20 protein-coding genes are annotated in these 21,044 nt (G+C 64.6%); 11 read left to right on the forward strand and 9 right to left on the reverse strand.

From position 1 onward, the window contains the following. Positions 1 to 111 precede the first annotated feature (111 nt). A complete protein-coding gene (locus BTO02_RS08675; protein WP_232243487.1) occupies positions 112 to 2,079 on the forward strand; it encodes a YadA family autotransporter adhesin in 1,968 nt (655 codons plus the stop codon). A 104-nt stretch (positions 2,080 to 2,183) separates the two neighbouring features. Continuing rightward, positions 2,184 to 3,269 carry an OmpA family protein gene (locus tag BTO02_RS08680; protein WP_075156692.1) on the forward strand — a complete coding sequence of 362 codons (1,086 nt, stop codon included), beginning with the start codon at positions 2,184 to 2,186 and terminating at the stop codon, positions 3,267 to 3,269. A gap of 27 nt (positions 3,270 to 3,296) precedes the next feature. Here BTO02_RS08680 and BTO02_RS08685 read toward each other — a convergent pair whose 3' ends face one another. Both BTO02_RS08685 and BTO02_RS08690 read right to left on the reverse strand, forming a co-directional pair. Continuing rightward, on the reverse strand, positions 3,297 to 4,547 hold the full coding sequence (locus tag BTO02_RS08685; RefSeq protein WP_075158718.1) for a DUF3443 domain-containing protein: 1,251 nt from the start codon (positions 4,545 to 4,547) through the stop codon (positions 3,297 to 3,299). A 123-nt stretch (positions 4,548 to 4,670) separates the two neighbouring features. Beyond that, the gene (locus BTO02_RS08690) at positions 4,671 to 5,150 is read right to left on the reverse strand and encodes a DUF2844 domain-containing protein (protein WP_075156693.1); all 480 of its coding nucleotides are present in this window, start codon (positions 5,148 to 5,150) and stop codon (positions 4,671 to 4,673) included. 331 nt (positions 5,151 to 5,481) lie between these two features. Here BTO02_RS08690 and bamC point away from each other — a divergent pair, with 331 nt between their 5' ends. After that, positions 5,482 to 6,756 (forward strand): outer membrane protein assembly factor BamC, encoded by a 1,275-nt coding sequence (gene bamC / locus BTO02_RS08695; protein WP_075156694.1) that lies wholly within the window; start codon positions 5,482 to 5,484, stop codon positions 6,754 to 6,756. A 141-nt stretch (positions 6,757 to 6,897) separates the two neighbouring features. Here bamC and BTO02_RS08700 read toward each other — a convergent pair whose 3' ends face one another. From BTO02_RS08700 to thiC, 5 genes are all read right to left on the reverse strand, one after another. Further along, positions 6,898 to 7,905, reverse strand: a complete 1,008-nt coding sequence (locus BTO02_RS08700; RefSeq protein WP_075156695.1) for a DMT family transporter — start codon at positions 7,903 to 7,905, stop codon at positions 6,898 to 6,900. 211 nt (positions 7,906 to 8,116) lie between these two features. After that, entirely contained in the window at positions 8,117 to 9,715 is a 1,599-nt protein-coding gene (locus BTO02_RS08705) for an L-lactate permease (protein ID WP_075156696.1), read from the reverse strand. Positions 9,716 to 10,037: 322 nt separating this feature from the next. Then, on the reverse strand, positions 10,038 to 10,523 hold the full coding sequence (locus tag BTO02_RS08710) for a hypothetical protein (RefSeq protein ID WP_156883782.1): 486 nt from the start codon (positions 10,521 to 10,523) through the stop codon (positions 10,038 to 10,040). 226 nt (positions 10,524 to 10,749) lie between these two features. Beyond that, a complete protein-coding gene (locus BTO02_RS08715; RefSeq protein ID WP_075156697.1) occupies positions 10,750 to 10,962 on the reverse strand; it encodes a glycine zipper 2TM domain-containing protein in 213 nt (70 codons plus the stop codon). Between the two features lie 290 nt (positions 10,963 to 11,252). Further along, positions 11,253 to 13,199 (reverse strand): phosphomethylpyrimidine synthase ThiC, encoded by a 1,947-nt coding sequence (thiC, locus tag BTO02_RS08720; RefSeq protein ID WP_075156698.1) that lies wholly within the window; start codon positions 13,197 to 13,199, stop codon positions 11,253 to 11,255. A gap of 549 nt (positions 13,200 to 13,748) precedes the next feature. Between thiC and BTO02_RS08725 the strand changes: the two genes are divergently transcribed. The 5 genes from BTO02_RS08725 to BTO02_RS08745 all read left to right on the forward strand — a co-directional run bounded on the left by BTO02_RS08725 (position 13,749) and on the right by BTO02_RS08745 (position 18,039). Next, on the forward strand, positions 13,749 to 14,423 hold the full coding sequence (locus BTO02_RS08725) for a cytochrome b/b6 domain-containing protein (RefSeq protein ID WP_083615046.1): 675 nt from the start codon (positions 13,749 to 13,751) through the stop codon (positions 14,421 to 14,423). A gap of 18 nt (positions 14,424 to 14,441) precedes the next feature. Beyond that, a complete protein-coding gene (locus tag BTO02_RS08730) occupies positions 14,442 to 15,218 on the forward strand; it encodes a molybdopterin-dependent oxidoreductase (RefSeq protein WP_075156699.1) in 777 nt (258 codons plus the stop codon). Positions 15,219 to 15,312: 94 nt separating this feature from the next. Further along, positions 15,313 to 15,594, forward strand: coding sequence for a pentapeptide MXKDX repeat protein (locus BTO02_RS08735; protein WP_075156700.1), 282 nt, complete (start codon positions 15,313 to 15,315; stop codon positions 15,592 to 15,594). Between the two features lie 279 nt (positions 15,595 to 15,873). Next, positions 15,874 to 16,791 (forward strand): EamA family transporter, encoded by a 918-nt coding sequence (locus BTO02_RS08740; protein WP_075156701.1) that lies wholly within the window; start codon positions 15,874 to 15,876, stop codon positions 16,789 to 16,791. Between the two features lie 465 nt (positions 16,792 to 17,256). Then, on the forward strand, positions 17,257 to 18,039 hold the full coding sequence (locus BTO02_RS08745) for a DUF4397 domain-containing protein (RefSeq protein WP_075156702.1): 783 nt from the start codon (positions 17,257 to 17,259) through the stop codon (positions 18,037 to 18,039). A gap of 125 nt (positions 18,040 to 18,164) precedes the next feature. Here BTO02_RS08745 and BTO02_RS08750 read toward each other — a convergent pair whose 3' ends face one another. Next, positions 18,165 to 18,308 carry an entericidin A/B family lipoprotein gene (locus BTO02_RS08750; protein WP_075156703.1) on the reverse strand — a complete coding sequence of 48 codons (144 nt, stop codon included), beginning with the start codon at positions 18,306 to 18,308 and terminating at the stop codon, positions 18,165 to 18,167. A gap of 230 nt (positions 18,309 to 18,538) precedes the next feature. Here BTO02_RS08750 and BTO02_RS08755 point away from each other — a divergent pair, with 230 nt between their 5' ends. From BTO02_RS08755 to BTO02_RS08765, 3 genes are all read left to right on the forward strand, one after another. Further along, complete coding sequence (locus tag BTO02_RS08755) at positions 18,539 to 18,715, forward strand: DUF1328 domain-containing protein (RefSeq protein WP_075156704.1); 177 nt, start codon at positions 18,539 to 18,541, stop codon at positions 18,713 to 18,715. A gap of 49 nt (positions 18,716 to 18,764) precedes the next feature. Next, positions 18,765 to 18,926, forward strand: coding sequence for a DUF1328 domain-containing protein (locus tag BTO02_RS08760; RefSeq protein WP_012400904.1), 162 nt, complete (start codon positions 18,765 to 18,767; stop codon positions 18,924 to 18,926). Positions 18,927 to 19,007: 81 nt separating this feature from the next. After that, a complete protein-coding gene (locus tag BTO02_RS08765) occupies positions 19,008 to 19,571 on the forward strand; it encodes a ferritin-like domain-containing protein (RefSeq protein ID WP_075156705.1) in 564 nt (187 codons plus the stop codon). A gap of 160 nt (positions 19,572 to 19,731) precedes the next feature. Here BTO02_RS08765 and BTO02_RS08770 read toward each other — a convergent pair whose 3' ends face one another. Next, positions 19,732 to 20,934, reverse strand: a complete 1,203-nt coding sequence (locus BTO02_RS08770) for an MFS transporter (RefSeq protein WP_075156706.1) — start codon at positions 20,932 to 20,934, stop codon at positions 19,732 to 19,734. Positions 20,935 to 21,044 lie beyond the last annotated feature (110 nt).

Here is a 21,044-nt window from a genome sequence, read left to right on the forward strand (position 1 = left end):
AATTCGACATCCATATTAATAAGCGGGCGTGAATCGAAAATCCTGGCGGTTGAAGCCGGCAGGTCGGCGTTCGCCCGGTTCAGTCGGTCATTTACGAGTATCAGGCTAGAGATGAAGAACAGACGATATGTCACGCGTGCGCGCGACAAATATGCATCGGTGGTGGGTGGCGAGCGCAGTGCGCGGCGTTGGCGGTTGCGACCGCCCGCGGGCAAGGCACGGCTGGCGGTGCTTGCGGTCGGTGTCGGGGCGGCTTCGTTTGCGCATGCGGCGGGGTCGGCCGATGCGGCCGAAGCGCGCGAAGTGGACGGCGTGCCGCTTCAGACGATGCAGCAGCTTTCCGCACCGCAGCCCGCGCTGCCGTTGCGTGCCGCCATGCTCGCCGCGGCGCCGGTCACCAACTACATTTCGGTCAGCGCGAATACCACGCCGGGCGCGCCGACACATGCATCCGACGATCTGAACGCGATGGCGGTCGGCCCGACCTCGGCGGCTTCCGGTATCAACGCGACCGCGTTTGGCGCGGGCGCGTTCGCGGCGCGCAGTTATTCGACGGCGGTCGGTTCGGGCGCGGGTGCATTGGGACTGCGCTCGACCGCGATCGGCACGAGCGCGACCACGGGTTTCGACGCGGACGGCGCGGTCGCGATCGGTTATATGGCGCGCGGCGACGGCGCTGCGACGCTCGCGATGGGCTCGGAGGCGACGGCGTCGGGCGTGCAGTCGGTCGCGCTCGGATCGAGCGCGGTTGCCTTTGCGGACGCGGCGCTCGCGCTAGGCGCCAACACGCTGGCAACCAGCACGGGCAGCGTCGCGCTCGGCGCGAACTCGTTCGCAGACCGGCAGGACGCGGTGTCGGTCGGCAATGCGAAACTGCAGCGGCAAATCGTCAACGTGGCCGCGGGCACGTCCGATACCGATGTCGTCAACATCGCGCAGTTGAAGGGCGTCGTGACGGCGCTCGGCAGCGGCGCCGCGGTGAACGCGGACGGCAGCGTGTCCTTGCCAGCCTACGGCGTCGGCGGCATGGTCTATTACACGGTCGGCGATGCCTTGAAGAATCTCGATGGGCGCGTCAAGGCGAATACGGTCCGTATCGACGATCTGACCAGCGTGGTGAATAACATCACGGGCGGAACCACCACGGCCGTTCGATACTTCCGCGCGAATTCGGCGTCGAGCGATGCAGCGGCAACGGGCGTCGAAGCGGTCGCCATCGGTGGCAATGCACGCGCGACGGCGGATGGGTCGATCGCGCTCGGCGCGAACTCGACTGCGGACCGCGAGAACGTCGTGTCGATCGGTTCGGCCGGGTACGAGCGTCAGATCGCGAACGTGGCGGCGGGTGTCGCCGATACCGACGCGGTCAACGTGGCCCAGCTGAACAGCGCGATCAGCCAGGTCATCATCAACGACCAGCCGCGCGCGGCGAGCCCGTTCGTCGCCGTGAACGGCAATGCGGCGACCGAAGCCGCGCAGGCGAGCGGCACGCGTGCCGCGGCGCTTGGCGCCAACGCGTCGGCAAATGGCGAAGCGGCGCTTGCGTTCGGTGCGAATGCGAGCGCGACCGGCGACACGGCGAGTGCGATCGGCGCTCAAGCGGTCGCGAAAGGCAACGGTGCATCGGCATTCGGCTGGAACAGCGCCGCCTCCGCCGACGGCGCGGTTGCGCTCGGCGCCGGGTCGGTTGCCGATCGTGCGAATGCGGTGTCGGTCGGCAGCGCGGGCGCCGAGCGGCAGATCACGAACGTCGCACCGGGCACGCGCGGCACCGACGCGGTCAATCTCGATCAGTTGAATGCCTCGTTCAACCAGGCGAACCAGGCGCTCAACGACCTTGACCGCAGCACGCGCAAAGGCATCGCTTCGGCGTCCGCGCTGCAGATCGTCACGCCGTATCTGCCCGGGCGCACGACACTCAATGCGGGTGTTGCCGCCTATCGCGGCCAGGCGGCGCTCGCGATCGGCGTGTCGCGCTGGAGCGAGAAGGGCACGTTCAACGTCAACGCGGGCGTTGCTTCGTCAGGCGGCAACAGCACGATTGTCCGCGCGGGAGTCGGCATCGTCATTGGAGACTGACGCGCCGCGCTCAGCCGTCGAAGCAAAACCAGATCAATGAACGAGTGCCGTGCGTGCGGAATTTTGCCGGATGCACGCGCGGCGCGTATGCCTAAGGGAACGAAATGAAGCAATGGGTCGTCGTTGCGGCCGCGCTCGCCGCCTTTTCAGGGTGCACGAGCGAGGTGGCGCGCGAAAAGCTCGCTATTCGCGATCCGTCGGTCGCGCAGGGCGGATTCGGCACGCCGCAAGACGCCGCGGCGGGCGCAGCAGTCAAACAATGGACCGACACGTACACGCCGATCAAGCGCCACGGCGCGACGCTCGATACGTTGCAGACGAGGCTCGACCGGCTCGGGACGAAGAAAGATTCGTACGCAGGCGCGAAGGCGCAATGCTGGATCGACACGGGCAAAGAGGCCTTCGCGGCGCATGACGAATGGGGCTTCGTCGAGGAATCGATCGGCGAAGCCGCGGCGCTGATCGGCGGGCTCGAATCGGGCACAGGCGCGGGCACGGGCATGGGCCATGGCAGGGCAGCCGAAACGCAACATTTGCGCACCTCGGTACCGGTGCGCCCGGATCTATGGGAGCAACTGAATGCGCTAAAGGCCGATAGCCGTTTCGCCGCGTGCATACCGGCGCAGAGGCGGGCCGCGTGTGCGGAAGTCGAATTGACGCGCGCCGGACATGACGCATGGACGCGCGCTTTCGCGACCGCACAGCAGCGTGCCGACCAGCTGCAAACTCCTTTGCGCGAAGCCGGACAGGCGCTCGCCGCGTGTACCGTCGCGCGACCGGTGCCGCACGAGTCCGAAGTCATTTCGCTGTCGGCCGACGCGCTGTTCGACTTCGGCCGCGGCGATCTCGCGGCGATCAGCGACGAAGGGCGCCGGCAACTCGACCGGGTCGCGGTGCGTCTGCGCGCGCTCGACACGATCGAGCGGGTCGTCGTCTCGGGATACACGGACAGGCTCGGCCCGGACGGCTACAACCTGCGTCTGTCGTGGCTGCGCGCCGATACGGTGCGGCGCTATCTGGTCGACAGCGGCGTGGCCGTGCCGATCGATGCGCGTGGTCTCGGCAAAGCACAGCCGGGTACTACGTGCACCATGCGCGATCGCGCGGCGTTGATCGATTGCCTTGCGCGCGACCGGCGTGTGGAGATTCGTGTCGTCGGCGCGCAGTCGAGGGGGCTGCAAGCCGGCTAACCCACGCGCCGCGATTCAGAAGGCGCTTCAGAAGGCGTAATACGGCCCGTCGCCCGCGGCCGTCGCGCGCGCTTCGATCGCGGTATAGACACGCCGTCCGAAGAAGAATGGCAGCCCCCAGTCGAACATCGTGTTCGACGGCCCCGCGAGGTTGTCGAATGCGTTGTTCGTGCTGGCAAGCAGCGCCTGCGCGTTGCCGACCGGAAACGATAGCGTGATTGCGGCGCCGTCGGTGCCGGTCATCGTGGCGCTCAGCGTCGCACCGGACGGCGGGCAGTACCACAGTCCGCATTGGGCCAGCGTCGTAGCGAAGAACATGCCGTTCGAGCCGCTGTCGATGAAGCTGTTCGGCCAGGTCTGTCCGTCCGCGCTGGTGACGATGCGGCCGGTTTGCGTGTTGGTTCGGATGACGGTCGCGCCGCCGAGCGTGTTGTTTGCCTGTGTGCCGATACCGAAAATCAGCTGGCCCGTGACGGACTGCGCACCCGCGTCCGGTATCGCGGGCAACTCGATGATCACGCCGTTATTGTTTTCCGCGAAGTCGGCCACCGGGTTGCCCACTTGCGAGGTGAGCGGTTGCGAGCCTGGCGTGCAGGTGCCGCCGGACACGCAGGTGTAGTACCAGCGCGGCAGCGCGTTGCGCGTGCATGCGCTGCCGCAGTCGGTGCTGAACAGGCCGATGCCGAGAATGCCGTTCACGCGCAGCGTCGCCGGCGACATCATCGGCGGGCCGGAATTCGCGCAGTCGGTGGGAACGGCCGGCAACGTAGGATCGGCGATCACCTGAATCGGCAGCGCGGCGGCGATTTGCCCCGCCATCCGCACGTCCGCGGTTCGCACCGCACCCCACGTATAACCGCTGCCGAACACGCCGCACGAGCCGCTTATCGTGCCGGCGCCCGCCGCACCGCCGGCGCCGGCGACGGCCGGCAAGTCGAGCGAGGCCGGGAGGGCGGACGCCAGGATGCGCAGTCCGCTTGATCCGGTGTCGACCTGCACATTGTCGATCGTCGCGCAGTCGTTGGTCGACGGCGCGCAGACCGTGACGCTCGTCGTCAACATGTTGCGCGTGCGGGTCGGCAACGCGTTGACCGCGATCGGCTGCACGTTCGGCGTGCTCGACTGCGGGATCGCGGGCGGCGACGATGGCGGGGCGGGCGGCGCCGGGTCGGCGGCCGGGTTGCCGTTCCCCGCCGCGACAGGCGGCTGTCCGCTGTCCGCGCCACCACCGCCGCCACATCCGGCTAGCGCGGCCGCCGAAACAACGACCATCGCCATCACGACGCTGTGCGTGGCAAGCCCGGCAACGAGGACCAGTTTCGCGTAACGGACCTGCAAATGGTGGAGGACGAGACCGGGGTAAAGATGAAGAGCATTTCGCGTGTCCACGAGCATTCTCCTTCATTGCAAATCCGAGGGGGAAATGCCGGGGGGGATCACCGCCGGCAGCCATGCACGACCCACGTAACTGCGCATTTGCCCGCCGGAATCGACGATCACGTCGGGCTGCACGACGCGCGACGCATGCAGGCTCGCTCGCGAGCCGGCAAGCTCGGCCGCTTTCGCGCGATAAGATCCGCTGTACCGGCCGAGCAACCCGTCGAGATTCGGCATCGTCGGGCCTTCCCACGTGTAGGCGAAGATCAGTCCGTCGCCGGTTGCGTATTCGTGGATCGTCGTGCCGCCTTCGTCGGTCCACGCGCGTATCCGGATGCTGGCGTCGGCCAGACGATTCGCGACGGCCGCGCTGCCGGCCTGCGCGGTGGCAGGCATCGTGCCGCCGAGTTGCGCGCGGGCGGGCGCCGCGATCAGGAATGCCGTCGAACCAGCCGCGAGCACGACGCCGCGGCGCATGATGCGCAGAGTTATCGCGAAATTCATTTGGCTAGGTTTCCTAACTTTATGGGGACCGTTAATTCAAGATAGCACCGCGGTTGTCCGGCCCATCAACCGCGCGGGATAATGCGCGGCTTCAATCTCAAAATTAGGTATGCGGCGCGCCCGAAATTTCCAGACAAAACAATAGACTTATCTCAAATTCGATGGTTTGCTCGAATGTCGGCGAAAACCTTGCCGAGTGTTAAATTCCGGTGCAAGTGCGCGCCGAACGCGAGCCGGTCAACCCGGTTTTTGCCATCGGGGTCGCCGGACCGGTAAAATAGCGGGTTGATCCACGGATACTGCCGTGGCGTAGCGGAAGGATTCCCCGAACATGACTGATCTTCGTCTCACCAAGCGGTTTGCAGCATTGCTGATGGCAGGCGGTCTGGTCGCCGGCTGCGGCACGTCGTCGCCGACCAAAATCGACTACAAAAGCGACCAGAAATCGAAGGAAGTGTCGCTGGCCGTCCCGCCGAACATGATCGACGAGACCGCCGATCAGCGTTCGCTGCCGCCGCAAAGCGGCCAGACGTCCCTGTCCGCGCTGCAGCAGGTGCAAAGCTCGGCGCCGCCCGATACGGCGGTCGTGCCGGCCGTCTCCAACATGCATATCCAGCGCGACGGCACCGAAAGCTGGCTCGTTGTCGATAACGAATCGCCCGATCAGGTGTGGCCGCAAGTGCGCCGCTTCTGGCAGGAACAGGGCTTTCTGCTGGTCGTCGACGACCGTAAGCGCAACGTGATGGAAACGGACTGGAACGAAACGCATCCGGCGATCAACGACGGTCTGATCCGCAGCACGCTCACGAAAGCGCTCGGCAATTCGTATGTGACCGCCGAGCGCAACAAGTACCGCACGCGTCTCGAGGCGGCGCCGAACGGCGGCACGTATGTATTCGTGAGCCAGAAGGGGCTGCGCGAACAGCTGACCGGCGCGAACAACGATTCGAGCACGTGGGCCGTGAAGCCGAACGATCCGGCGCTCGAAGCCGAATACCTGAAGCGTCTGATGGCGTCGCTCGTGCAGGCACAGGCGCGCGCGAACCCGTCCGGCACGGCGGGCGGCGGCGAGATCCAGAATGTCGCGCTGTCGCCGGCCGGCTCGCAAACCGCGCCCGGCGCCGCGTCGATCGCAAGCCCGACCGGTGCGAACTCCGCTGCTGCGGCCACGGCCGCGCAAAACGTCGCGCTGGCCGCGCAAACGCCGACGGCCGAAGAACGCGCGGCGAACGGCGCCGCCAGTGCCGGTCCGAGCGCGCAGTACTCGAACGCCGAACTGATGCTCGGCGAACCGTACGATCGCGCGTGGTTGCGCGTCGGCCTCGCGCTCGATCGCAGCAACTTCACGGTCGACGATCGCGACCGTACGAAGGGCATCTACTTCGTGCGCTACGTCGATCCGAAAGACATGAGCTCCGCCGAGCAGGGCTTCTGGAGCCAGGTTTTCCATGGCCGCAAGGAGAAAGTCGCAAAGCAATATCGCGTGAACGTGCGTGCGATTACGCCAAACCAGACGCGTGTTGCCGTTATCGACGACAAGGGCACGGTCGACACGTCGTCGCAGGCGAAGCAGATCATGTCGCTGATGGTCGACCAGCTGCACTGATTGCCGCGATTACTTATCGGCACGGGCCGCCGCAATGGCGGTCCGCAGAAAGCACAAAGCCGCGAGACGATATTCGTCTTCGCGGCTTTTTTGTTTGCGGCTCCTCTTTCCCGGCGCCGTATGCGCCGCCGGTGCATCGAATCAATGTTTATCGCCGGCTGCGGCTGCGGCGCCTGCGGCGTTTCTGCCAGCGCGTGCACCTGAACCCGGAATGCGCTTGACGACACCGGTCGCAAGCGCGGTGCCGACGAGTATCACCGCGCAGCCCGCGAGCATGCCGGCCGACACGCGCTCGCCGAGAAAGAGGGCGCCCCACAAGATGCCGAACACCGGAATCACGAACGTCACGGTGATCGCGCGCGCGGGACCGGCGACCGCGATCAGATGGAAGAACAGCATATAGGCGATACCGGTGCAGCCGATGCCGAGCCCGAGTATCGATGCCCACGCGTGCAGCGTAACCGGTGCCGCCGGCCATTGTGCGATTGCGAACGGCAGCAGCACGATGGTCGCGCCGATCATCGTGCCGGCTGCGACGCTCAACGCGTCGACGCCCATCAGATGCCGCTTCGTATAGCTCGCGGCGATGCCGTACAAGAGCGTCGCGCCGAGCGCCGCGGCGGCGGCGAGCGCCGTCGTCGCGGGCGTGGCGGCCGTGCCCGCGCCGGGCGCGACGATCTGATCCCAGACCAGCATCAGCACACCGGCAAAGCCAATCGCGAGGCCGACGCTGCGCAGTACGTCGAGCCGATCCTTGAGCCACGCGAACGCGACGAGCGCGCCCCATAGCGGCGTCGTCGCATTGATGACCGACGTCACGCCGGCGCAGAGCGTGAGCTCGGCATAGGCGAACAGGCAAAACGGCGCGGCTGAATTGAGCACGCCGACCACGGCGAGCGGCCACGCACGCTGCCTGAGCGTATCGATCGACGCACGCAACGGCCGCCGGATAATCAGTACGACGACGAGAAACAATGCACCGATGCCGACGCGCAGCGCCATCAACGGCGCCACGCCGAAATCGGCCACGCCGATGCGAATAAACAGAAACGATGCGCCCCATAGCGCGGCGAGGATCGACAGTTGAACGATATTGACTGGAGTCATGGGCGGGACGTCGCGCGCAGTTGAGTCGAGACGCGCACGCATGGTATCACCGGCTGTAAGCGCGACGGTTCACGACGCAATGAAATAGCAAGAAACAGGAAGGGGAATGGAAGTAAATGACGCGCACTGCGCGCGGCACGGCGCATATGAAAGCGGGCGGCGCTTTGGCGGCGCCGCCCGTCAGGCGATCACTTCGGACAACCGCGCGCGGGGCGCGGTCTGCTGCGATCAATCGATCAATCGATCCAATCGATCAATGCGGAATCATCCCTTGCAGGTAATTCTGCTGCAGCCAGACAAGAATGCCGAGCACGATCGTGAGGACGATGGAGTGCTTGAAGGTCTTCGCGAAGACGACGCCTTCCTTGCCTTTCAGTTCCGTTGTCGCGACACCGGTCGAGATGTTTTGCGGCGAAATCATCTTGCCCATCACGCCGCCCGACGAGTTGGTCGCGGCCATCAGCACCGGATGCAGCCCCAGCTGATTGGCGGCGACGACCTGCAGGTTGCCGAACAGCGCATTGCCTGACGTATCGCTGCCCGACAGGAACACCGCGACCCAGCCGAGGAACGCCGACACGAGCGGGAAGAACGCGCCGACCGACGCAACGCCGAGACCCAGCGTGTAGTTGAGGCCCGAGTAGTTCATCAGATACGCGAGACCGACGATCGTCGCGACCGTGAAGATCGCGATGCGCGTCTGCACCCACGTGTCGACGACTGCGCGGCCGAACTCCGACGGCTTCAGGCCGACGACGAACGACGTGATGATCGCCGCGACGAGAATCGCGGTGCCGGTCGCGAGCGGCTGGAAGTCCCAGATGGCGCCATACGGCTGGTTATACAGCGTGATGTAGACCGCCTTGTCGAGACCCGGCCACGGCACCTTGACGTCGCCGATCAGGAAGACCTTCGCGACGGTCCAGATGATCACGACGGCCGAGACGATCAGCCACGGATACCAGCCCTGAATGCCGCTGATCTCGCTGCGCACTTCGCTCGCGCGATCGACGTTGATCGCGAATTCCGGATCGGGCGCGGGGCGCCAGACACGCAGAAAGAGGATCGTGATGACGAGCGACACGAGCGACGACAACACGTCGGTCAGGCTGTAGTTGATGTAGTTCGACGTGACGAACTGCGTCAGCGCAAAGCTGCCACCGGCCACCAGCAGCACCGGCCAGATCGCGGCCATCTTGCGGAAGCCCGCATACACGGCCATCACATAGAACGGCAGCAGAAACGCGAAGAACGGCAACTGACGGCCGACCATCTTGCCGAGCGTATCGGCAGGCAGGTGCGTGACTGCGCCGAGCACCGTGATCGGTACGCCGAGCGCGCCGAAGGCGACGGGCGCGGTGTTGAAGATCAGCGTGAAGGTCAGCGCTTCGAGCGTCGGGAAGCCCATCATGATGAGCAGCGAGCTGGTGATCGCGATCGGCGTGCCGAAGCCCGAGATGCCTTCGAGCAGCGCGCCGAACGAGAAGCCGATCACGACGAGCACGATGCGCCGGTCGTTGGGCAGGTGATCGATCATCCACATCCGGAAAGCCGCGAAGCGGCCCGAGCGCACCGCGATGTTGTACAGCAGGATCGCGGTGACCACGATCCACATCACGGGCCAGACGGCGAACACGGCGCCCGCGACGACAGAATTGATCGCGAGCCCGACCGGAAACTGCCACACGAAGATCGCGACCACGAGGCCGACGATCAGGCCCGCGAGCGAGGCTTGCCATGCGGGGCGGCGAGCCCAGCCGAGCAGGATGAGTACGACGATGATGGGTAGAGCGGCAACGATGAACGACGGGAACAGCGAATTACCAATAGGCGTCAACAGCTGGTGAAACATCACGTCTCCTTCTTTGTTGTTCGACTCGACATGGCTCTGGCTTTACCGCGCATCGCATGGCGAATCGAGGGCGAGCAGTACGGATGAAGATGGCGCCGCGCGAACGCGGTTCCCCTTTTTTAAGCAGGCGTAGCAGTGGCAACCGCAAGGATAGAGCGCGCGCGAATGCAGTCAATAGGGAAACAACCTCGAAACGCGCGTCGACCTCGCGAAGTTCGCCAGAAGAGGTCAACACTTCACGTCGACCACTATTCCTTCGTAATGAAAATGAATGGTTAACGCGGGGCATTTGGAAGGGTGCGTGCCGTGCCGCCAGCATCGGCTAGTGATGATGGCCATAGTGACCATAGTGGCCGTAATGACCGTAGAAGCCGAAGTTGAGCGACACGCCCGGTCCCCACCAGCCTGGGCCGCCGTAGCCGTACGGCGGATAGTATGCGGGATAAGCAGGATAAACGGGATAGTAGGCGGGTGCAGCCACGACGGGCGCGGGCGCATACGCAGGCGCATAAGCTGCAGCGGGCGGTGCCGCTTGCGGGGCCTCTTGTGCGTTCGGATCGAACTGCGAACTGGCCGCCTGGTCGTCGGGGCCGGCAGGTGCAGCGTATGGGTGATTTGATTGGTCGCCTTGCGCGACGTCCGGTGCGCCTTGCGCCGGCTCTTGCGTTGCATAAGGAGCAGGATAGGGCGCTGCGCCGTAATAACCGTATGGATAGGGGCCGACGTAATAGCAGCCCGATAAGACCGATAAGCCGAAGGCGATAGCAGTGGCGCCGCTCACGCGAGCCGCGGCGGATGAGTGGTTCATGACGTGCTCCTGATACGGCCTCGCGACGCCATGCCGCCATGGCGCGCGTTCGAACGATGCGAGGAGCTTACGCCAGCGATGCAACGCGCGCGTTGCAAAGCGGTTACCGCATATTTCACAGCGTTGCAAAACATCGCGACGCGTCACTTGACGCGTCACTCGCTTCGCACGCTCGCGCAGCGGATTGCGGACCTGCTGGTGGACCGTTGTCGCCGATGTTTACAGGTTACTTGCCCACTTCGTGACCGATCAGGCCGCCAGCCGCAGCACCGCCGACCGTCGACAGACCCGTGCCGCCGATAGCCGCGCCGGCCGCCGCGCCGACACCGGCGCCGACCGCGGTATCGCGACCCTGGCGCGACATGCCGCCGCACGCCGACAGCCCCGCGACGAAAACCGCGATCACCGTACACGCTCCGATTCGCTGCAACGCTTTCATGATCTCTCTCCTTATTCTTGAGCGGGCCGGCTACGAGCCTTCCGTAGCGCTTCAACCCTTACGCATCATGGTATCGCCGCGCGCGGTTTCGATTTGTATGGGCTTGTCAGCAAAGTGTCCGTTCGGTAATCAAATGTTTCGTTGCGGCCCGAATCTTGCAGCGATCCCGAAGCCGGGCCGCATCGGACGCAAAAAACCCGCGCGTGCGCAAAGCACGGCGGGCTTGGCTTCACGCGCATCAGGCAAAGTTTGCGTGATGCGCGAGCGTGATGGCTTACGAGAAGGCGCTTTTACTGCCGCCGATAAATCTCGGCGCCGCTCTTCACGAATTCGACGGCCTTCACTTCCATGCCTTTGCGCAGCGCTTCGTCGTCGCTGACCCCCTGTTGCGCGGCGAACTCGCGCACGTCCTGCGTGATTTTCATCGAGCAGAAGTGAGGGCCGCACATCGAACAGAAGTGCGCGACTTTAGCGGAGTCTTTCGGCAAGGTTTCATCGTGGAATTCGCGCGCCTTGTCCGGATCGAGACCGAGGTTGAACTGATCTTCCCAGCGGAATTCGAAGCGCGCCTTCGAAAGCGCGTTGTCGCGCACCTGCGCGCCCGGATGGCCTTTTGCCAGATCGGCTGCGTGCGCCGCGAGCTTGTACGTGATGATGCCTTCCTTCACGTCGTCCTTGTTCGGCAGGCCCAGGTGTTCCTTCGGCGTGACGTAGCACAGCATCGCGGTGCCGAACCAGCCGATCATCGCCGCGCCGATGCCAGACGTGATGTGGTCGTAGCCCGGTGCGATATCGGTCGTGAGCGGTCCGAGCGTGTAGAACGGCGCTTCCTTGCACCAGTCGAGCTGCAGGTCCATGTTCTCCTTGATCAGCTGCATCGGCACATGGCCCGGACCTTCGATCATCGTCTGCACGTCGTGCTTCCACGCGATCTGCGTGAGTTCGCCGAGCGTCTTCAGCTCGCCGAGCTGGGCTTCGTCGTTCGCGTCGTAGATCGAGCCGGGGCGCAGGCCGTCGCCGAGCGAGAAGCTCACGTCGTACGCTTTCATGATTTCGCAGATGTCCTCGAAGTGCTCATAGAGGAACGACTCGCGATGATGCGCAAGGCACCACTTCGCCATGATCGAGCCGCCGCGCGACACGATGCCGGTCATGCGGTTCGCCGTGAGCGGCACGTATTGCAGGCGCACGCCCGCATGAATCGTGAAGTAGTCGACGCCCTGTTCGGCCTGCTCGATCAGCGTGTCGCGGAAGATTTCCCACGTCAGGTCCTCGGCCTTGCCGTTGACCTTCTCGAGCGCCTGGTAGATCGGCACCGTGCCGATCGGCACCGGGCTATTGCGGATGATCCATTCGCGCGTCTCATGAATGTGCTTGCCGGTCGACAGATCCATGACCGTGTCGCCGCCCCAGCGGATCGCCCACGTCATCTTGTCGACTTCCTCGCCGATCGACGAGGTGACAGCCGAATTGCCGATATTCGCGTTGACCTTCACGAGGAAGTTGCGGCCGATGATCATCGGCTCGCTTTCCGGGTGATTGATGTTGGCCGGAATGATCGCGCGGCCGCGCGCGACTTCTTCGCGCACGAACTCGGGCGTGATTTCATTCAGTGCATTCGCGCCGGACGCCGCTGCGCCGAATGCCGCCGCGCCGAACGCCTGGCCCGGATGCTGGCGGCCCATCATGTCGGCCAGCTTCGCGCCGGTCGGGCCGCTCGTACGCAGGCTCTCGATATATTCGGCGCGCCGCTGGTTCTCGCGAATCGCGATGTATTCCATCTCGGGCGTGACAATGCCTTTCCTTGCATAGTGCATTTGCGACACGTTCGCGCCGGCCGCCGCGCGGCGCGGCGTGCGGTGCAGCCCCGGGAAGCGCAGTTGCGCGGTGGCCGGGTCGGCTGCGCGCTCGCGGCCGTAATCGCTCGACAGACCGTCGAGCGACACGGTGTCGCCGCGCGCTTCGATCCAGCGCTGGCGCAGCGCAGGCAGGCCCGCGCGGATGTCGATGCGCGCGTCGGGGTCCGTGTACGGGCCCGACGTGTCGTAGACGTAGATCGGCGGATTCTTCTCGCCGCCGAAGCCGGTCGGCGTGTCGGCTTGCGTAATTTCGCGCATCGGCACGCGAATATCGGGCTGCGACCCGGTGACGTAGACCTTGCGCGAATTCGGCAGCGGCTCGACGGCAGCTGCATCGACATGCGCTTCGGCGGAAATGAATTTCGGGTTGGCGTTCACGTGGCTCTCCTGTGGCGGACCGCTTCTGGTTGCGCTACACGGGAGACGAGAGGAAGTGGGACGGGTTCGCGAGAGGCTTGCAACTGAGGGGCGAAACCCGAACGCTTCCCTGCGCTGGCATTATCCAGATCAGGTTCAAAGGGTATTTCTCACCCACGCTACGCGATATTGTCTGCGGAACCGGTTAGCGATGCGCTTACTGGGCACTTACTGCGCGATTCACCCGAACAGTTCGCCCCAACAATCAGGCCGGATTCAGCGGACAACGATGCGTAACGCAGGACCCCCGCGTTAGCAGCGGACAAGATAACCTGGCTCGGTGCTGCTTGGCAACCTGTCGATACAGGGGTTAGTCGCCCCATACCTTTGTACGGCTGGCACGCGCCGCGTCGACTACTAAAATCTTGACAGGCACGTCGAAGATACCGGGGCACTTCGCCCTCCCTCCTGATCGGCGTGTTTCATCCCGAAGAAAAAATTTCGTGCGCGGCTGTCATATCGGCGGCGGCGCTTCGACAAACGTCCATCAACTGAATAACGGAGTCTGTCATGCAACCTTTCGCGAAGCTTGCCGCCCGGCCGGGCGATCCGCAAGCCCCCGCCGATGCGGATGCCGCGCCACCGCCCGCCGCGGGTTCGCGCACGATTCACCCGCGCTGGGTCCGCGTCGGGCACTGGCTCAATGCGCTTGCCGCGATTGTCATGATGCTGTCGGGCTGGCGCATCTACGACGCGTCGCCGGTATTTCACGGCTTCGTGATTCCGACGAACCTGACCCTGGGCGGCTGGCTCGGCGGCGCGCTGCAGTGGCACTTCGCGGGCATGTGGCTGCTCGTGTTCAACGGCATCGTCTATCTCGCGCTGAACATTGCGAGCGGACGTCTGCTGCGCAAGTTCTTTCCGCTGTCGCCGCGCGCAATCCTGCGCGACTTCATCGCTGCGCTGACCGGCAAGCTATCGCACGCGGACCTCTCGCATTACAACGCGGTGCAGAAGTTCGCGTATCTGTTCGTGATCTGCGATCTGATCGTGCTCGTGCTGTCGGGGCTCGCAATCTGGAAGTCGGTGCAATTTCCGCTGTTGCGCGATCTGATGGGCGGCTACGACAACGCGCGCGTCGTGCACTTCTGCGCGATGGCGCTGATGGCGGCATTTATCGTCGTGCACCTCGCGATGGTGGCGCTCGTGCCGCGCTCGCTGATCGCCATGCTGCGTGGTCGCTGAGAAGAACAGGAGAAGGTGATGAACGACAAACTCAAACCCGCAAGCAAACTCGACCGCCAGTCCATTTTGCAGGATGCGCAACGCGAACTCACGATGCCGTCGCGGCGCCTCTTCGGCAGGCAGTTGCTGACGTTGGGCGGCCTGTCGATGCTGACCGGCTGTTCGCTGACCGACGACGATTCGGTCAACAAGTTTCTCATGGCGGTGTCGCGGCTCAACGATAGCGCGCAGGCGTTGCTGTTCAGCCCGACGCAGCTTGCGCCGACCTACACGGAGGCGCAGATCACGCGGCCGTTCCCGTTCAATGCGTACTACGGCATCGACCAGGTGCCGCACGTCGACGAAGCGACGTACCGTCTGCAATTGAGCGGCCTCGTCACCGGCAAGCGGACGTGGACGTTGCCCGAACTCGTCGCGCTGCCGCACGAGGAACAGATCACGCGGCATATCTGCGTGGAAGGCTGGAGCGCGATCGGCCGCTGGGGCGGCACCTCGTTCGGCGATTTCCTCAAGCGCGTCGGCGCCGATACGAGCGCGAAGTACGTCGGCTTCAAATGCGCGGACGACTACTACGAAAGCATCGATATGCCGACCGCGCTGCATCCGCAGACGCTGCTCACGTTCGACTACGACGGCGAGCGTCTGCCCGCCAGATACGGCTTCCCGATGAAGCTGCGGATGCCGACCAAGCTCGGCTACAAGAACCCGAAGCACATCGTCGAGATTTTCGTCACGAATAAGTACCCCGGCGGCTACTGGAGCGACCAGGGGTACAACTGGTTCGGAGGCAGCTGATGCGCGTCATTGCTCGCGCGATGGCTTGCAGCAGCAGCCTCGGAAGGCACCCGGCAACGCCGGTTCATGGAAGTACACACACACGGAGTCAAGCATGAAGAAATTCGCAATGGCAGCAATGGCAGCAGCCTTCCTCGTAACGGGCACGGCCGCTTTCGCACAGGCAAGCGGCGCGATGTCGAACGATGCAATGTCGAAGGATTCGATGTCGAAGGATGCAATGTCCCACGACAAGATGTCGAAGGACTCGATGTCGAAGGATGCGATGTCCCACGACAAGATGGCCAAGTCGGGCTCGAAAGACAAAATGAAGCACGACAGCATGAAGAAGGGCGACGCGATGAGCCACGAAGCGTCGGGTGCGATGAGCCAGTAAGCGACCGGGCAACCGGAGGCGGAGCAGCGCGTCGGGGGCGGCACGGCGCGCGAACGTTTCGTTACGATTGCGCCGCCACGATTTCGCCGGCAAGTGGAGCGGTTACTGCATAATTGCGGGGCGTCGTTTTACAGCGCCCATCTACCGCTCCACTGCCATGCGTTTCCGCCCCGTCCGTCTTGCCGCCGCCGCGCCCGTTTGCGCGGCGTGCCCCGCCGTATTGCTGCCCGACCATCGTGGTCCGGAGCGAGCGACGACCGGCAGCGGCAGGCGGCGTCCATGCGCGTAAATCTGCCTGCGCGCTTCCCATTCCGTTTGCCGGGATCGAGAGGCGGCCGCATTGCGCTTGCGCTCGCGGTCGTCTATCTGGTCTGGGGCTCGACCTATCTGTGCGTGCACGTCGCGCTCGGTTCGTTTCCGCCCCTTCTGATGTCGGGCCTGCGAAACTTTTTCGCCGGCATCGGCCTTTTCGTCTTCGCGATCCGTCGGCGCCCGTCGCCGCCGAGCCTCGAGCAGGTGCGCAATGCGGCGCTGGTCGGCACGATGCTCGTCGGGCTGTCGAGCGGCATGCTCGCCTACGGCATGCGCACGGTCGGCACCGGCACGGCGGCCGTGATGGTCGCGACGGTGCCGCTGTTCGCCACCGTGATCGCCGCGGTGGCGGGGCGCCGCATCGCGCGCGGCGAGTGGTTCGCGGTCGGCCTCGGGCTGATCGGCATCATGATCCTCAGTCATGGCGATACGTCGCCGGGCTCGGCGGGCGGCAGCCTCGCGATTCTTTGCGGCGCGCTCTTCTGGGCAGGCGGTGCGCATCTGGCCGGTCGCCTGACGCTGCCGTCCGATCTGTTTCTGTCGACCGCGTTGCAGATCGGTCTGGGCGGGGCGATTTCGACGTTCGTCGCGTGGGTATCCGGCGAGCGGATGCTCGAACTGCACTTCGGCCCGCTGGTCGCGTTCCTCTATCTGATGCTCGTCGGCACGATGGCCGCGTACGTTGCGTACGGTTATCTGATCCGCCACACGAGTCCGATCATCGCGAGCAGCTGCATGTACGTGAATCCGCTCGTCGCGGTCGCGCTCGGCGCGCTGTTGCTGGCCGAGCCCGTCACGCGCTCGACGGTGATTGCGACCGTCGTCATTCTCGCGAGCGTCGGGCTTGCGTTCTGGTTCGACTACCGGCGGCGTCCGCGCGCATGAACGCGCCGCCGCGCACACGCCGTCCCGCACGTCCCGGGTCGTTCCTGCTCGCTCCACTTACTCCGCGCGACGTGACATCCGCTGCCACACGGTAACGGCTGCACATGCGCGTGTAACGTTGGCCATTCCCGGCCGGCGCTGGCGTGGTACGCCGCCTCGCAGCAAACATCTCCGATGAAGACCTCTAAACATCGGATGTCCTTTCTCTGACAGGTCACCTTTGATGTTTGCAGTGCGTATCGCTTTCGCACGGCACACCGTTTGCTGAATGCGCTCCGTCCAAACGACGCGGACAGCGACGAACGACGCAACGGCGTTCGCCGCCGCCCGTGACCAAGGGACAGGAAAGGCATGCCGCTGTTTGGAAGGCCCGCTGCGTCGACAACGACAACCGGAAGCGCAGCGCGTCTGCGGCAAGCCGCATATCAATGGGCGAGGACACGCCCGATATCAGAGAGGTGGCAAATGAAGCTCATCCGTACGATCGCGGCACTGGCTAGTGCGGCATCCTTGTTGACGGCTTGCGGCGGGGGTAGCGACGCGAGCAAGGAACTCGGTTTGACCAATCCCGAGATGCGTTTCGTGCACGCGATCGCGGGCGGTCCGGCGGTCGATTTCCTTGTCAATGGCGCCGCGTTGCAGACGAACATCAACTACAAGGGAGTCACCAATTTTGCAAACGTGAATACCGGCCAGACGGTGGTCGGCTATTCGTTGACGGGAAGCATGACCGCGCTGGCGAGCGGCACCTTCCCCGACGTTGCGAAGGGCCATGAGTACACGGTGCTGGCCGTGCCGGGTTTGACCGCGCCCGACATCGGCCTGATCGACGATCCGTTCGACAAGGGGCTCCTGTCGAATAGCGCGCGCGTGCGTGCGTACAACGCGACGGTCAACGCGCAGAACGTCGACTTCTATATCGTTGCGCAAGGGACGAACATCAACACAGTGGGCCCGACGCTGTCGGCCGTGTCGTTCAAGAACGCCGTTCCTCCGTCCGGCCAGGACTCGGTTTATATCGACGGCGGCACCTATGTGCTGATTGCGACGACGGCCAGCACGAAGACGGTCATCTTCCAGTCGGCTCCGTTCTCGCTGTCGAACAACGCGGACTGGCTCCTGACGACGGTGCCGATCGCCGGCACGCTGAGCCAGCTGCTGCCGAACCAGATCGACGTGCTCGTCGCGCAAGGCGGCAATACATCGCAGCCGGCCGTGCTGCTGACCAACACGTTGACGGGACAATAACGACGCGGCTTCAGGGAGGAGCTGTCGAGGCGGCCCGCGTCACGCGGGCCGCTTTTTTTGAGGACGGGTCAGGAACGTGGCGGCGCACACCCGCTGGCTGCGAGTGGACGCCGCCAGCTACGGAATTACTCCTTCGCCTTGTCGGCGGAGTTGGTGATGGCCTGGCCGCCCTTCGAGATATCCTGGCCGGCGCCGGAGACCGTATTGCATGCAGAGAGCGTGGCCGTGCCTGCCGCCACGAACAGAAGCAAAGCGATGAGTCGAGCCATGAGTCTTCCCCTTATAAGGATGCACGATGGATTCGCGCGCGCCGCTCGACGACCGAGCGAGCGCGCGTTCATTCGACCCGGCTCAGGACAGCAGCCGATCCGGTCTGATTTCACGGCTAGCAAGCGGCGTTCCTGCCCTCGTGAAGATTGTTCGGTGCCTTGTCGCAACGCGGGTCCGATCCGTGCTAACGACCATGATGTCAATCAATTGACCAGAGGAGGGATCCATCATGCTGAAGTGGGCGCTGTTCTTCGCTGTCGTGGCCGTGATTGCCGGGTTGCTGGGATTTACCGGCGTGGCGGCGGGCGCGGCGGCGATCGCGAAGATTCTGTTCATCGTGTTCGTGATTCTGTGCGTTGTGTTTCTCGTACTTGGCTTCGTCGTGACGAAGAAGATCGTCGATTAGCGACGGACGTCGCCGGACAAGCACGCATCGTTGAAAAGGGAGCGTCGCCATGCTGCATTACGCACTCGTATTCTTCGTGATCGCGATCATTGCCGCAGTGTTCGGATTTACCGGCATTGCGGCGGGCGCGGCCGAAATCGCAAAAATTCTGTTCTACATCTTCCTGGTGGTGTTCGTCGTCACGCTGTTGCTCGGCGTGTTCCGAACGTAGCCGAAGCAACTTTCCTATAAACGCGGCGGCACGCATGCGCGTACCGCCACAATCCCCACCCATCGCATAAGGAGCCGATAAATGTCGAACTCATCTGAAGCCCAGGGCAGCGCAGCGAAAGGCCCGTTCGTGATGGACCTCGAAAGAATCCGCGCCCAGGCGCGTCAGGATATGGACGACGGTCCGGTCACGCAAACCTACAAGGCCGATCGCGAAACCGTGCTCAAGCTGTTGAACGGCGCGCTTGCGACGGAAATCGTTTGCACGCTGCGCTACAAGCGCCACTATTTCATGGCGAAGGGCATCAATTCGGAAGGGGTCGCGCAGGAGTTTCTCGAGCACGCCAACGAAGAGCAGCAGCACGCGGACCAGCTCGCCGCGCGCATCGTGCAGCTCGGCGGCGAGCCGGACTTCGCACCCGACAGCCTGACCGCGCGCTCGCACTCGGAATACAAGGAAGGCGCCGACCTCAAGGACATGATTCGCGAGAACCTCGTCGCCGAGCGGATCGCGATCGATACGTATCGCGAGATCGTGCGCTATCTCGGCGACGCCGATACGACGACGCGCCGCATTTTCGAGGAAATTCTCGCGGTCGAGGAAGAGCACGCGGACGATATGGCGGACCTGCTCTCGAGCCGCTGAGCGCGCCGCGGCGGACGCAACGTGCTCGCGCGAGAACAACGCGGCCGCGTTGCGTCTGCACTTGTTGCAGCGATCAACCTTTTTGCAGGCACTTTTTGCAACGTGGCCGCGACGCGATTGCGATGTGATCGCGTGTTGATCTGGTCGTGGTTGCGCGCCGTTATCGCGACGCGGCCGCCACCTTGCGCCCGGTGCGCTGATGATTCCACGCGGCGAGGCCCGTGAAGAGCAGTCCCGCGATGCTCACGCCGACCCAGCCGAAGCGCGGCCACACGAGCGCTGCCGCCAGCGAGCCGAGCGAGCCGCCGATGAAGTACACGACCATATAAACGGTATTCACGCGGCTGCGCGCCTCGGGCTTGAGCGCATAGATGCGCGACTGGTTCGAGATCTGCGCGGCCTGCACGCCGATGTCGAGCACGATCACGCCGATCACGAGCCCCACGAGGCTCGAGCCCGACAGTGCGAATACGACGAACGATATCGCGCAAAGCCCGATCGACAGCGTGACGACCGCGCGCGGACCGCGACGGTCCGCCGATTTGCCGGCGAGCGGCGCAGCCAGCGCACCGGCCGCGCCGACGATGCCGAACAGGCCCGCCGCCTGCGGCCCGAGATGGAACGGCGGGCCGGCGAGCAGCAGCGCGAGCGTCGACCAGAATGCGCTGAAGCCCGCGAACAGCGACGCGCCCGTGAGTGCCGCTTCGCGCAGTCCGCGCAGTTCGACGGTCAGATGCCACATCGATGCGAGCAGCTGGCCGTACGGCAGCGTCGAGGTCGGCTTGCTGTGCGGCAGGCGCATGACGATCACGGCCGCGAGCGCGATCAGCACGACGATCGACACGCCGAACACCGTGCGCCAGCCGAAATACTCCGCGATGAAACCCGCTGCCGTACGGGCGAGCAGGATGCCGAGCAGCAGCCCGCTCATCACGATGCCGACCGCCTGGCCGCGCGCCGAGGGTGGCGCGATCTCGGCCGCGAACGGCACGGCCTGCTGCGCGATCGTCGCGAGAATGCCGATTGCGAGACTGGCGGCGACGAGTATCGAAAGCGTCGGCGCGAACGTCGCGCACAGCAGCGCGATGCACATGCCGGCGGTTTGCAGCAGGATCAGCGCACGCCGATCGAAACGGTCGCCGAGCGGCGCGAGCAGCAGCATGCCGGCCGCATAGCCGAGTTGCGTCGAGGCCGGCACGACGCCGACCCATTCGGCGCTATGCGGATACGACTTGCGGAAGTCGTCGAGCAGAGGCTGGTTGTAGTAGATGTTCGCGACCGAGATACCGGCGATGGTCGCGAGAAGCAGCAGCAGGCCGCCTGGCGAACGATCGGACGGTCCGGAGCTTTCGGAAGTGGACATGAGGTGCGGCTGATGGTTGAAACGGCGGAGCGCCTCGTGGCGAGGCGCCTCGATCGCACGTGCCCGATCGGGACGCGCCTGGCGAGGCCGATGATACCCGACAGACGTCG

The sequence above is a fragment of the Paraburkholderia sp. SOS3 genome (genome assembly GCF_001922345.1).
In the GTDB taxonomy this organism is placed as follows: domain Bacteria; phylum Pseudomonadota; class Gammaproteobacteria; order Burkholderiales; family Burkholderiaceae; genus Paraburkholderia.